The sequence below is a fragment of the Streptomyces sp. MJM8645 genome, assembly GCF_001625365.1.
GTDB lineage: Bacteria > Actinomycetota > Actinomycetes > Streptomycetales > Streptomycetaceae > Kitasatospora.
In genome coordinates this window covers 263,992-279,008 of sequence record NZ_LJJF01000002.1, presented here as the reverse complement: position 1 = coordinate 279,008, position 15,017 = coordinate 263,992, and the positions used below count along the sequence as shown (strand labels likewise).

The 15,017-nt window shown below is 76.5% G+C and carries 2 protein-coding genes; both read left to right on the top strand.

Translation table 11 applies throughout. From position 1 onward, the window contains the following. Positions 1-109 precede the first annotated feature (109 nt). On the top strand, positions 110-13,549 hold the full coding sequence (locus A6F73_RS42655) for a non-ribosomal peptide synthetase/type I polyketide synthase (protein ID WP_208869226.1): 13,440 nt from the start codon (positions 110-112) through the stop codon (positions 13,547-13,549). After that, positions 13,546-15,015 (top strand): condensation domain-containing protein, encoded by a 1,470-nt coding sequence (locus A6F73_RS32125; RefSeq protein WP_063351898.1) that lies wholly within the window; start codon positions 13,546-13,548, stop codon positions 15,013-15,015. The genes A6F73_RS42655 and A6F73_RS32125 overlap by 4 nt, the downstream gene beginning before the upstream one ends. Positions 15,016-15,017: the final 2 nt, after the last annotated feature.

The window sequence follows — 15,017 nt, the reverse complement described above, 5'->3', positions numbered from 1 at the left end:
CCGCCGGCGCCACCGCGCCGCAGGCACCAGCCCGATCCGCTCACCCTCCGTACCCCGGGGCGGTCCGTACCCGCGCGCCCCGGCACCGATCCGAAAGGTGCCGTACCTGATGAGCTCCACCGGTCCCGACCGCGCCCGGCTGCGTGCCCTGGAGGCCCGGCTGCTGCTGCGTCCCGAGGTCGCCGACTGTGCGCTGCTGCCGGTCGAGCGCGCCGACGGCCGCCGCGGGCTGCTGGCCTACCTGGTGCCCGCCGCCGACACCGACACCGCCGCGCTGCGCCGCCGGGCCGCCGCGGCCCTGCTGGACGCCGACCCGAGCGCCGAGGTGCACCTCCTGGACGGCATCGTCCGCACCCCGCAGGGCGAGCCCGACCGCGCCGTACTGGCGGCCGCCGCCGCCCGGCCGCCCGCCGAGCCCGGGCCAGCCCTGCGCCACCTGCGCGAACTCACCGCGCACTGGCGGCCGTTCGGCGACGCCGGGACGGCGGCGGGCCCCGCCCCGGACGGCCCGACGGCCGCCCCCGAGGGCACCGGGACGGAGGCGGTCGGCGCCCCGCTGCCCGATCCGGCGCCGGACGCGCCCCGGACGCTGCCCGAGGCGCTGCTGCGCGCCGCCGAGCGGCACCCCGGGCGCGGCCTGCACCTGGTCCGGGCCGACGGCGGGGCGACCAGGCTGACCTACCGCCGACTGCTGGAGCAGGCCCGGGAGACCCTCGCCCTGCTGACCTCCGCAGGACTGCGGGCGGGCGACCGGGTGATCCTCCAAGTCCCCGACCCGGAGCGCTACTTCCCCACCCTGTGGGCCTGCCTGCTGGGCGGGGTGCAGCCGGTCACGGTGGCCCGCCCGCCGGCCTACGACGAGCGCAACCCCGTACTGGAGAAGCTCTGGCACGCCTGGCAGACCCTGGAGGAGCCGCCGGTGCTCGCCTGCGGCCCGGCGGTGGCGGGCCTGGCACGGCTCGGGGAGCTCTACCCGGCGCCCGGCCTGCGGGTCATCGCGGTCGACCACCGGCCCGCCGATACCGGTGCCGCCACCGACACCGGCGCCGCGCCCGACACCATCGGCGTGCCCGACACCGGCACCATCGGCGCGCCAGGCGCCGAGCACGCTCCGGACCCCGGCGACGTCGCGATCCTCCAGCTGTCCTCCGGCAGCACCGGCCGGTCCAAGGCGGTGCAGATCACCCACAGGGGCATCCTGGAGTACGTGGCCGGCGCCGCCTCCCAGGGCAGTTCGCCCGAGGACGTCACCGTCAACTGGCTGCCGCTGGACCACGTCGCCGGGCTGCTGATGTTCCACCTGCGGGACGTGGCGCTGGCCGCCGACCAGGTGCAGGTGCCCACCGAACTGGTGCTCGCCGACCCACTGGTCTGGCTGGACACGCTGGAGCGCTACCGGGGCGCGCACTCCTGGTCGCCCAACTTCGGCTTCCGGCTGGTCGCCGAGGCGGTCCGGGCCGCCGGTCCCGGCCGGCACTGGGACCTCTCCGCGCTCAAGTCGCTGATCAACGCCGGGGAGCAGTGCACCGAGGCGGTGCTGGACGAATTCCTGGCCGCCACCGGGCCGTTCGGCGTTCGCGCGGACCACGTCCTGCTCGGCTGGGGCATGGCCGAGACCTGCACCGTGATCACCTACAAGCGCTACCACGAGGACGGCGCCCGCCGCCTGGTGCGCACCGACTCGCTGAGCGGCCGGCTGGAGCCCGCCGACCCGGCCTCGCACGAGCGTGGCACCGGCTTCCTCAGCATGGGGCGTCCCGCGCCCGGCACCCGGATGCGGGTGGCGGGCGAGGACGGCCGGGCCCTGCCCGAGCACTGGGTCGGCCGGCTCCAGGTCAACTCCGGCCGGGTGACCCCCGGTTACCTGAACAACCCGGCCGCCGACCGGGAGTCCTTCGTGGGCGACGGCTGGTTCGACACCGGAGACCTGGCCTTCCTGGCCGACGGGGAGGTGGTGCTCACCGGCCGTCGCAAGGAGATCATCATCGTCAACGGGGTGCACTACTTCTGCCATGAGCTGGAGGACGTGGTGGCCTCGGTGGCGGGGGTGCGCTCCGGGCACGTCGCCGCCTTCGGGGTCCCGGACGACCGCACCGGCACCGAGCAACTGGTGGTCGTCTACGTGCCGAACGACCAGGACGCCCCCGCACCGCCCGTGGCCGCCGAGGTCCGGCGACTGCTGGCCGCCCGTAGGCAGCCCGCCCCCGCCCTGGTGCTGCCGGTGCCGCCGTCGGAGTTCCCGCGCACCACCAGCGGCAAGATCCAGCGCACCGCGCTGCGCCGGCGGCTGCTCGACGGCGAACTCGACGAGCACCTCGTGGCCCTGGACCTGGCGGAGGCCAACTCCCGGACCCTGCCGGACTGCGTGCGCCGACTCGCCTGGGAACCCCGCCCGGTGCCGGAGGCCCCGGCGGCCGGAACGGTCCCGGCGGAGGGCGCTCCGGCGGGGCCGACCCTGCTGCTCGGCCCCGCCGGCCCCGGCACCCTCGCCGAGGCGCTGCGCGCCGCCCTGCCGCAGGCCGTGGTGGTGGACCGGCCGCCGACCACCGACCCGGGGGAGTGGCTGCGGGCGCTCGGCGAGGAGCGCCCCGCGCGGGTGGTGCACCTGTGGGGCGCGGGGCCCGAGGACGCGCCGCGGCCCTCGGACGCGGCGGCGCGGGACGAAGCGCTGCTCGCCCTGCTGCAGGCCCTGGCCGGCCGGCCGCCGATCGGCGAGCTGGTCACCGTCAGTGCCGGGCTGCACGCCGTGCTGCCCGGTGAACTCCCGGACCCAAGAGCGGAGTTGACGGCTGCGCTGACCGCCGGCGCCCGGGCCGAGCAACTGGTGCCGGCCGCCCGGCACATCGACCTGCCGGCGGGCGCACCGGCCGCCGAGCAGGCCGCCGCGCTGCTCGCCCTGCTGGCCGAGCCCCGGCCGGAGCCGGAGTGCGCCTGGCGCGAGGGCCGCCCGTGGGTGCCCCGGCTGGGACCGGCCGAGACCGTAAGCGTGCGCGACGCCGTGACCGCAGCCGAGGGCTGCTCACTGCTCACCCCCGGCGCCCGCTACCTGGTCACCGGCGGCCTCGGCGGGATCGCCGCCGAGCTGCTGCCCGGCCTGCTCCGCGACCACGGCTCCCGGCTGCTCGTGATCGGCCGCACCGACCTGGACGCGCCGACCGCCGAGGCGGCCGAGCGCCGCGCGGCGCTGCACCGGCTGTCCTCCTACGGCGGCCGGGTCGACTACCGCCGCGCCGACGTGACGGACCCCGAGCAGCTGGCGGAGGTGGTCGCCGAGGCCGAACGGGACTGGCAGGCGCCGCTGGACGGCGTGCTCCACCTGGCCGGCAGCTACCGGCTCGCGCTGCTCGCCGACACCGGCCCCGACGGCTGGCGCGAGGCGGTGCGTGCCAAGACGACCGGCACGGACCACCTCGTCGAGCTGGTCCGGAAGCGGCCCGGCGCCCAGTTCGTCGGCTTCTCCTCGATGGTCGGCTTCCAGGAGGCCGTCGGCTCCACGGCGTACGCCGCCGCCAACCGCTACCTGGAGAGCGCCGTCGACCGGCTGCACCGGGAGACCGGGGCCCCGGCCTGGACGATCTCCTGGGGCCTGTGGAGCGGGGTCGGCATGAACCGCGCCACCGACCACGAGCAGGCCGCCGCCGACCGGGGCATCGCCGTGCTGAGCGCCGCGCACGGCCGCCGACTCGCCTCGCTGCTGCTGGCCGCCGCCCCGGGCCGCTGGTACGCCGGGCCCGACCCGAGCGCCCCCGCCGCGCGCCGCCGCCTGCTGGCCACCGCACCGCGACCGGTCCGCGAAGCGCCCTCCGCACGGCCCTCCGCACGGCCCGCCGGACGGCCGGCCGACGAGCGGGCCACCGCACCGGCCGCAGCCGTACCGCCTGGCCCTGGCAGTCCTGCCCACGCCGCCCCCACCCCTGCCACCGCCGCCACCGCCGCCACCCCTGCCACCGCCGAGCTGCGCCGGGCCGTCCTGGACGCCTTCGAGGCCGTCCTCGACACCCCGCTCGACCCTGGCCGCCCGCTCGCCGAACTCGGCATCGGATCGCTCCAGTTGATGCGGGTGCACGGCGCGCTCGGTGCCGTCCTGCCGGCGCCCCCGGCGCCCACCGAGCTGTTCCGGCACCCCACCGTGGACGCCCTGATCGCGCACCTGACCGAAGTGCCCACCGCGTCCACCGCAGCCACGGCCGCCACCGCCGCGCCCGGCGGCCGGGACGGCGGCCCGGACGGCGGCGACCGCCGGGTGGCCATCGTCGGCCTGGCCCTGCGCTTCCCCGGCGCCGACACCCCCGAACAGTACTGGCGCAACATCGTCGACGGCGTCCGCAGCACCACCCGCTTCACCGAGGACGAACTGGCGGCGGCCGGCCTGCGCCCGGCGGAGTATCGCCACCCCGACTTCGTCCCGGTGACCGGCGCGCTGCCCGACACCGACCACTTCGACGCCGAGGCCTTCGGCATCAGCGGCACCGAGGCGGCGCTGATGGACCCCCAGCAGCGCCTGCTGCTGGAGATCTGCCGGCAGGCCCTGGAGGACGGCGGCTACGACGCCCCGGACCCGCGCCGCCGGGTCGGGGTCTTCGCCGGCACCGGCATGACCCTGTACGCGCTGCGCAACTACTACCAGCACACCCTGGCCGCCACCGCCGACCCGGCCGAGCCGGTGGCCGCGCTGCAGACCGCGATCGGCAACCAGGCCGACTTCGCCGCCACCAGGGTCGCCTACCGGCTGGGCCTGACCGGGCCGGCGATCGGCGTGCAGACCGCCTGTTCCACCTCGCTGGTCGCGGTGCACCTCGCGGTGCAGTCACTGCTGGCGGGCGACTGCGACCTGGCACTGGCCGGGGCCGCCGCCCTGCACACCCCGCAGGCCGCCGGATACCGCTACGAGGAGGGGTCGATCCTCTCCCCGGACGGCGCCTGCCGGGCCTTCGACGCGGCGGCCGGCGGCACGGTCGGCGGCAACGGCGTCGCGGCCGTCCTGCTCAAGCGCCTGGACCGGGCGCTGGCGGACGGCGACACCGTGCACGGCGTGATCCTCGGCTCGGCCGTCAACAACGACGGCGGGCTCAAGGTCGGCTACACCGCGCCCAGCGTGGACGGGCAGGCGGCTGTGGTCGGCCGGGCCCTGGACCTGGCCGGGGTGCCGGCCGAGAGCGTCGGCTACATCGAGGCGCACGGCACCGGCACCCCGCTCGGCGACCCGATCGAGTTCCGGGCGCTGGCCCAGGCGTTCCGCGCCCGCACCGAGGCCGCCGACTTCTGCTCGCTCGGCTCGGTGAAGCCCAACATCGGCCACCTGGACACCTGCGCGGGAATGGCGGGGCTGATCAAGGCCCTGCTGGTGCTGCGGCACGGCACGATCCCGCCGCTGGTCAACTTCAGCCGCCCCAACCCTGCGCTGGAGCTCGACGGAAGCCCGTTCCGGCTCTCCGCCGAGGGCCGGGACTGGCCGGCCGGCCCCACCCCGCGCCGGGCCGGGGTCAGCGCGCTGGGCGTCGGCGGCACCAACGCCCACCTGGTGCTGGAGGAGGCGCCGGCGGCCGCAACCGGCATCGCCGACCCGCGCCCCGCCCCGACCGTGCTGCCGCTGTCTGCCCGCACCGAGCAGGGCCTGACCGCCCTGGCCGGCCTGCTCCGCGACCGGCTGGCCACCGGGCCCGCCCCCGCCCCCGGCGACCTGCCGCTCACCCTCGGCGGCGGCCGCCGCGCGCTGCGCCACCGCCTCGCCGTCACCGGCGCCGACCCCGACGAGCTGCGCCGGGGCCTGGAGGCCCACTTGGCGGGCCGTACCTCCGGCGCCGTGCCCGTTGCGGGCCGTACCTCCGGTGCAGCACCTGTTGCGGGCCGTACCTCCGGCGCCGCGCCCGTCCACCGCGAGGCCCGGCGCGGCGACGTGCAGCCGGTGCTGCTGTTCACCGGCCAGGGCGCCCAGTACCGGGGCATGGCCGCCGAACTCCACCGCGCCTTCCCGGTCTTCCGGGCCGTGCTGGACGAGTGCGACCGGCTGCACCGCGACGCCTGGGGCGAGCCGCTGCTGCCGCTGCTGCTCGACGCCGTGCCCGAGGGAGCCGACGACGCCTGGACCACCGAGGCGGCGCAGCCCGCGCTGTTCGCCCTGCAAGCGGCCTACCTTCGGCTCTGGCAGGAGCTCGGGCTGCGTCCGGCCGCGGTCGCCGGGCACAGCGCCGGCGAGTACGCGGCCTTCCACGCGGCGGGCGCGCTCGACCTCGCCGACGGGATGTTCCTCACCGCGGTGCGCGGACGGCTGATGCACCGGGCGACCGAGCCCGGCGCCATGACGGCGGTGATGGCCGGCCCGCAGCGGCTCGCCGCACTCGGCGACTGGCTGCCCGGGGTGGAGCTGGCCGTGGTCAACGGCGCCGGCCAGTGCGTGCTGGCCGGAGCGCCGCGCGAGATCGCGGCAGCCGAGGCCGTGCTGGCCGCCGACGGTGTGACCACCGAACGGCTCGCCACCGACCGGGCCTTCCACTCCCGGCTGCTCGACCCGGTGCTCGACCCGTTCCGCGAGCAGCTCGCCCGGCTGCGCCTGCGGCCGCTGACCGTACCGCTGGTGAGCAACCTGGGCGGCGAGGTGCTGGCCCCCGGCACCGTGCCGACGCCCGACTACTTCGTCCGGCAGACCCGGGAGACCGCGCGCTTCGACCTGGTCCTGGCCGCCCTGGACGGGCAGGGCCACGAGCTCTTCCTTGAGCTCGGCCCGCACCCGACGCTCACCGGCATGGGCCGCCGGGAGCTGCCGCACCGCCACTTCGTGGCCGGCGCCCGGCGCGGCGCACCGCCGGAGCGGCAGTTCGGCGTCGCGGCCGCCGCGTTGTGGTCCCACGGCGTCCCGCTCGACTGGGCGCGCTTCGCCGCCGCCCGCGACTGGCCGGACGGCCCGGCCCGCCGCGTACCCCTGCCGACCACCGTCTTCCAGCGCCGCCGCCACTGGTTCACCGCCCCCGACCGGCCGACCACCGAGGACTCCGCCATGCACCAGGCACCGCCGCCCCAGCAGCCCGTTCCGCCGTCGGCCATACCCGAGGCCGCGTCGGCACCCGGCCCGGCGCCCGCCGCAGTGACGCCCGTATCGGCGCCCGCAGCGAGCCCCGAGCAACTGGCCGAGGAGGCCGTGCTGCGCCAGGTACTGGAGCAGACGGCCCGCCAGCTCGGCCACGACGAGGGGTCGGTCGGAGCCGACGAGCCCTTCTTCGACCTCGGCGCCGACTCGCTCTCGATGATCAACATGATCCGGGACCTGGAGCGGACCTTCCGGGTACGGGTCTCGATGCGCGAACTGTTCGAGGCGGCGGACACCCCGGCCCGACTGGCCGGGCTGATCGCCGGCCGGCTGGAGCCCGCCGTCCGGGACGCGCTGCTGCCGGCCGCCGCACCCGAGCCGGCGGCGGCTCCGGCAGCGGCTCCGGCGCCGGTCCCTGCCGCCGCCCCTGTTCCCGCCCCGGCAGCGGCACCGATACCGGCCCCCGCACCCTCGCCCCAGGTGATCGCGCCGCCCGTCCACCTCGCTCCGCCCGTCCCCCCCGCTCCGCCCGTCCCGTCAGTGCCCGCGTCGCCGCCCGTGCCCGCCCCGGTGGCCGACGGCACCGGCCTGATCGAGCGCCAGCTCGCCTTGCTCGGTCAGTTCTCCGACCTGATGCGCGACCAGCTCGGCCTGCTGGCCGGGACCGGGGTGGCGCCGCCCGCGCTTCCCGGGGCTGCCGCCCCCGTAGCCCTGCCACCGGCCGCCGCACCCGCGGTCACCCCAGCCGCCGTCACCCCGGTCGCCGCCCCCGCACCCGCGTCGGCCACCCCGCCCGCCCCGCAGGTACACGGCCCCCGGGTGACCGTCTCCCGGGAGTCCGGCATGGCCTCCGGCGGCCTGACCGAGCAGCAGCGCGCCCACGTGGACGAGCTGGTCGCCCGCTTCACGGCCCGGACCGCCGCCTCCAAGGCGGTCACCCGCCGCCACCGGCGCACCCTCGCGGACAGCCGCGCCGTGGTCGGCTTCCGCTCCGCGACCAAGGAGATGCTCTACCCGCTCGCCGCCCGCCGGGCCCGGGGCTCCCGCCTGGAGGACCTCGACGGCAACACGTACGTCGACATCACCATGGGCTTCGGCGTCCTGCTGTTCGGCCACGACCCGGAGTTCGTCTCCGACGCCGTCCGCGAGCACCTGGCCGGCGGACTGCGGCTGGGCCCGCGCGGCCCGGAGACCGGTGAGGCCGCCGAACTGCTGGCCGAACTGACCGGTACCGAGCGGGTCGCGTTCGCCAACTCCGGCACCGAGGCGAACGCCGGGGCGATCCGGTTGGCCCGCGCGTACACCGGCCGGGACAAGATCGTCATGTTCGAGGGCTCCTACCACGGCCACTTCGACCACACCCTGGGCCGGACCGTGGGCCGCGGCGCCGACCGGGAGACCGTCCCGGTGTCGATCGGCATCCCCGGCAGCGCGGTCGCCGACCTCGTGGTGCTGCGGTACGGCGATCCGGAGAGCCTCCAGGTGATCGAGGAACTCGGCGACCGGATCGCCGCCGTGCTGGTCGAACCCGTCCAGAGCCGCCACCCGGGCCGCCAGCCGGTCGAGTTCGTCCGCGCGCTGCGCGAACTGACCGCCCGCCGCGGCATCGTGCTCATCTTCGACCAGATGCTCACCGGCTTCCGCCCGCACCTGCGCGGCGCCGAGGGCTTCTGGGGCGTGACCCCGGACGTCTCCACCTACGGCAAGGTGCTCGGCGGCGGCTACCCGATCGGCGCGATCGCCGGGCGCGCCGACATCCTGGACGGGATCGACGGCGGCCACTGGGACTACGGGGACGACAGCTACCCGCCCAAGGACACCACCTTCTTCGGCGGCACCTACATCCAGCACCCGCTGGCGATGACCGCCGCGGGCGCCGTGCTGCGCCACCTCAAGGAGTCCGGCCCCGGCTTGCAGGAGCGGCTGAACGCCCGCACCGACGAGCTGGCCGCGACCCTCAACGGGTTCTTCGAGGAGGAGGAGTTCCCGCTGCGGCTGGCCCACTTCGGCTCGCTGTTCCGGTTCGAGCCGCGGGCGGACATGGAACTGCTCTTCCCGCAACTGCTGACCCGCGGGGTCTACGTGTGGGAGTGGCGCAACTTCTTCCTCTCCACCGCGCACACCGACGGCGACCTGGAGTTCGTGGCCGACGCGGTCCGCGACTCGCTGCGCGACCTGCGGCGCGGCGGCTTCTTCCCGGCCTCGCCCGGGGTACGGCTCCCGGCCCCGCGCCCGGCGGCCGCACTGCCGGAGCCCGCGGCGGACGACCGTACAGGCACCGGCACCACGGGCACCACCGGCACCGGCACCGGCCAGACCGGTACCGGCCACACCGAGCCCGCCGGGATGCCCTACCACCCGGTCAGCGACCCGCAGCGCCCCGTCGACTTCAGCCTCTACTTCTTCGGCGACTACCCCCTGGACTCCCCGGAGGACGAGAAGTACCGCATCGTCCTGGAGAGCGCCCGCTTCGCCGACCGGCACGACTTCCACGCCGTCTGGCTGCCGGAGCGCCACTTCCACTCCTTCGGCGGGATCTTCCCCAACCCCTCGGTGCTGGCCGCCGCGCTGGCCCGGGAGACCACCCGGATCCGGCTCAACGCGGGCTGCGCGGTCCTGCCGCTGCACCACCCCGTCCGGGTGGCCGAGGAGTGGTCGGTGGTCGACAACCTGTCCGGCGGCCGGGTCGGCCTGGGCTGCGCCAGCGGCTGGCACCCCAACGACTTCCTGTTCTTCCCCGAGAACTACGGCGGCCACAAGGAGCTGATGCACCAGCAGATCGACACCGTCCGGGCACTGTGGCGCGGCGAGCCCTACCGGGGCCGCAACGGCAAGGGGGAGCCGATCGAGGTGACCCTGCACCCGCGCCCGCTGCAGGAGCAGCCGCCCATGTTCACCGCGATCGTCGGCAACCCGGACAGCTTCCGCGAGGCCGCCCGGCACGACCTGGGCATCATCACCAACCTGATGACCCAGGACGTCGCCCAGCTCGCCGAGAACGTCGCGCTCTACCGGCGCACCCGGGCCGAGCACGGCCTCGACCCGGAGGCCGGCCGGGTGGTCGTGCTCGTCCACACCTACCTGGGCGCCGACCTCGCCACCGCCCGCGAGCAGGCGTACCGCCCGTTCTGCCACTACCTGCGCTCCTCGCTCTCGCTGTTCGGGCAGATGGCCAACAGCCTCGGCCTGACCCTGGACTTCGAGAACACCCGCGAGGAGGACCTGGAGTTCGTGCTGGAGCGCGCCTACGAGCGGTACTGCGCCTCCCGCGCGCTGATCGGCACCCCGGAGAGCGTGCAGTCGGTGCTGGCCGAGCTGCGGGCGGCCGGCGCGGACGAGATCGCCTGCTTCGTGGACTTCGGGCTCGCCCCCGACCAGGTGGCCTCCGGCATGCCGCACATCGACGCCCTGCGCCGCTCCGCCCAGCGCGGCGCCCCGCTGTCCTACGCGCAGCAGCGGATGTGGTTCCTGCACCGGATGCTGCCCGACACCGGGCAGTACAACGAGGTCAAGGCCATCGAGCTGGACGGCCCGCTCGACCCGGCCGCACTCGACACCGCGCTGCGCGCGCTGGTCGAACGGCACGTCGGGCTGCGCACCGCCTTCCGCGAGCAGGACGGCGAACCGTTCCAGCAGGTGCTCCCGGTGCCCGAGGGCCCGCTGCTGGAGCGGGTCGCGGCCGACGGGCCCGAGCACGAGGCGGTGGCCGCGCTGGTCGCCGCCGAGGGCACCCGCCGCTTCGACCTGACCGAGGGCCCGCTGTTCCGGGCCCGGCTGCTGGAGACGGGGCCCGACCGGCAGGTCCTGGTGCTGTCGATGCACCACATCGTGATCGACACCCTGTCCACCGTGGTGATCACCCGGGAACTGGGCGAGCTGTACCGGGCCGCCCGGGAGCAGCGCCCCGCCCGGCTGCCGGTGCTCACCACCACCCCGGCCGCCGAAGCCGTCCGGGAGCGGGCCGCGGTGGCCGCCGGGGCGTACGACGAGAGCCTCGCGTACTGGCGCAAGGTGCTCGGCGGCGACCTGCCGGTGCTGGCCCTGCCGACCGACCGGCCGCGCCCGGCGGTGCCGGACGGCCGGGGCCGCTCCCACGTCCGTCAACTGCCCGCCGAACTCTCCGACGGCCTGCGGGACTTGGCCCGCAGCCGCCGCTCGACCCTGTTCATGGTGCTGCTCACCGCCTTCGCCGGGGTGCTGCAGCGCTACGGCGGCCAGGACGAGGTGGTGCTGGGCACCCCGGTGGCCAACCGGACCGAGGGCACCGAGGACCTGGTCGGCTTCTTCGTCAACACGCTGGCGCTGCGCCTGGACCTGTCCGGGGAGCCGGACTTCGCCGAGGCGCTGGACCGGGTCCGCTCCAGCGCACTGGACGCCTACGAGCACCAGCAGCTGCCCTTCGAGGTCCTGGTGCAGGAGCTGAACCCGCAGCGGGACACCAGCCGCAACCCGATCTTCCAGGTCCTCGTCGAGTTCGAGAACCACGCCGTCTTCGAACTCGACCTGCCCGGGGTGACGGCCCGCCCGCTGGACGACGTGGTGGACCGCTCCGCCTTCGACCTGTCGCTCTTCCTCACCAACCTGCCGGACGGCATCCGCTGCCACGTCGAGTACGCCGAGGCCCTGTTCGACCGGGTCACGGTGGACCGGCTGTTCGACGCCTTCGAGCGGCTGCTCACCGCCGCCGTCGCCGACCCGGCCCGCCCGCTCGCCGAGCTGACGGCCGCCCCTGCCGACCCCGCCCTGGAATGCGGGCCCGAGGCGCAGCGGGCGCCCGCACACCCGCTGGCGGCGGTGGCCGCCGTCGCGGCCGCCCGTCCCGACGCCCTCGCGGTGGTCGCCGCCGACGGCACCGGGACCGACTACCGGACGCTGCACGCCCGGGCCGGCGAGCTGGCCGGCCGGCTGCTGGCCGCCGGGGTGCGGGAGGGCAGCCGGGTGGGCGTGCTGCTGCCGCGCTCGGTGGACCAGGTGGCCGCGCTGCTGGCCGTGCTGCGCCTCGGCGCCGTCCACGTGCCGATCGACCCGCTGCAGGGCCCGGAACGCTGCCGGCTGATCGCCGCGGACAGCGCACCGGCCGTGCTGCTCACCGCCTCGGACACGGACCTGATGGGCCTGTCCCTGCCGACGGTCCTGACGGACGCCGAGGCCGATGCCGTCGCCGCCTCCGCCGAACTGCCGCCGCTGCCCGCCCCCTCCGCGCAGGCCCCCGCGTACCTGCTGTACACCTCCGGCTCCACCGGCCGCCCCAAGGGCGTGCTGATGCACACCCTCGGCCTGTCCGCGCTGCTGGCCTGGAACGTCGCCGAGCACCCGGCCGCCCGCACCCTGCAGTACGCCTCCTGCGGGTTCGACGTCAGCGTCCAGGAGGTGCTGACCACGCTGGCCGGCGGCGGCACCCTGCTGCTGATCGAGGAGGAGACCCGCTACGACGTGACGGCGCTGGCCGCCGTGGTCCGCGCCACCCGGGCCGAGCGGCTGCACCTGCCGTACACCCCGCTGGCCGCGCTGGTCGACGCCCTCGGCGACGAACCGGTGCCCCACCTGCGCGAACTGATCACGGGCGGCGAGCAGTTGCTGCTCACCCCCGGGCTGCGGGCCTTCCTCGCCCGTAACCCCGGCTGCCGGCTGATCAACCACTACGGCCCCACCGAGACCCACGCCGTCACGGCCGGCGAGGTCGCCCCGGACGGACCGGACCACGCGCCGATCGGCCGCCCGGTGCCGGGTACCCGCATCCTGCTGCTGGACGCCGCCGGGCGCCCCGTCCCGCCCGGCGCGGTCGGCGAGATCCACGCGCTCGGCGTCCAGGTCGGGCTCGGCTACCCCGGCCGGGAGCAGGAGAGCGCCGCCGCCTTCACCGACACCCCGGACGGCCGCCGCTACCGCACCGGCGACCTCGGCCGCTGGCGGCCGGACGGCACCCTGGAGTACCTCGGCCGCGCCGACCGCCAGGTCAAGGTGCGCGGCTACCGGATCGAGCCGGGCGAGGTCGAGACCGTGCTGCGCTCCGTCCCGGGCGTGCGCGGCGCGGCCGTGACGGCCCGCCGCACCGGGACGGGCACCATGCTGGCCGGGTACGTGCAGTGCGCCGCCGCCGAACTGCCCAGGGTCCGCGACCACCTGGCCGACCTGCTCCCCGAGCACATGGTGCCGGGGCTCTGGGCCGCAGTGGCGGCGCTGCCCTTCACCGCGCACGGCAAGCTCGACGTGGCTGCTCTGCCGGAGCCGCTGCCGTTGGGCGCGGGCCGGGCCGCCGTCGCCCCGGCCACCGAACTGGAACGCACCGTGCAACGGCTGTGGGAGGAGGAACTCGGCCGCCCCGCAGGCGTGGAGACCTCCTTCTTCGACCTCGGCGGGCACTCGCTGGCCGCCACCCGGCTGCTGAACCGGGTCCGCGAGGCCACCGGGATCCGGACCGGCGTCCTGGACTTCTTCCGCCGCCCGACCATCCGCGCGATGGCCGCCCAGCAGCCGCAGACCGAGGACCGCCAGGCCCCGGCCTACGAGGAGGGCACGTTGTGACCGCTATCGACGATGGCTGGCACCGGCTCGTCCGGCTGCTCGACGAGCGCGAGATCGTCCTGCGCACCACCGGCGACCGGCTCGGCTACCTGGCCCCGCCCGGCGCGCTCGACGAGGAGGCCACCGGGCTCGTCCGGGCCCACCGGGAACGGCTGCTGGCCACCCTGACCGGCTCCGGCACGGCCCTCGCCGCCGCACCCGCCGGGGTGGCGCAGCGCCGGATGCACCGGGCGCACGCCCGGGCGGCGGACCCGGCGGTGTGGAACATCACCCAGCGGATCGCCCTGCGCGGGCCGCTGGAGCCCGAGCGGCTGGCCGCCGCGCTGACGGCGCTGACCGGGCGCCACGAGAGCCTGCGCACCAGCTACCGGGACACCGACCTGGGCCTGCTCCAACAGGTGCTGCCGAACGCCCCGGTGCAGCTCCCGGTCGCCGACCTGCGCGCGCTCGCGCCCGGGGCTCGGGACGCGGCGCTCGCCGAGGCCGCCCGGGCCGAGAGCGACCGCCCCTTCGACCTGGCCACGGCCCCGCTGCTGCGCGCCCGGCTGCTGCGGCCCGCCGACGAAGCCTGGGTGCTGCTGCTGACGCTCCATCACATCGCGGTCGACGGCTGGTCGTTGGCCACCCTGCTGGCCGACCTGGGCACGCTGTACGGCCCGGACGGGCGGCCGCCGGAGGACCCGGGCCGGATGACCGACCACGCCTGCTGGGAGCGGACCGTGGTCACCCGCGCCGCCGTCGCCGCGGCCGCCGACCACTGGGCCAAGACCCTGGACGGCGTCGCGTCGACGGCGGAGCTGCCCACCGCCCGGCCCCGCCCCGCACAGCGCTCCGGGCGGGGTGCCACGGCCGCCTTCCGCCTCCCCGCGGCACTGGCCGAGGCGGTGGGCCGCTACGCCGCCGCCCGCTCCACCACCGCCTCGGCCGTCCTGCTCGCCGCCTTCGCGCGGCTGCTGGGCGAGCTGAGCAGCGCGGCGCAGACCCTGGTGGTGCTCTCCCACGCCAACCGCACCCGGCCGGCCGACGAACGGGTCGTCGGCCTGCTCACCTTCGGCCTCCCGATCCGGCTGCCCACCCGCTCCCCGGGCGGGTTCGGGGAATCGGTCGACACGGCCGCGACGGCGATCGCCACCGCCCTCGACCACGCCACCGTCCCCTTCGGCCTGCTGGTCGAACCGCTGCGCGAACGCGGCGTCCGGCTGCCCGACGCGTACCCGCAGGTCCTGCTCACCGTGCAGAGCACCCCGCCCGCCGTCCTCGACCTCCCCGGCCTGACCGCCGAGGTCGAGGACGTGCCGGGCCCCTCGGCCCGCTCCGACCTCCTGCTGGTCCTCACCCCGGACGCGGACGGCTACGCGGGCCTGGCCGAGTACGACGCCGACCTGTTCGACCCGGATACCGTGCGCTCCTGGCTCGACGCCCTGGTGAACGACCTGGCCCGGCACCTGACGGACCGGCCAGGCTGACC

Coding starts and splice junctions, on each gene's coding strand:
- A6F73_RS42655 (WP_208869226.1), top strand. CDS start 110: ATGAGCTCCACCGGTCCCGACCGCGCCCGGCTGCGTGCCCTGGAGGCC.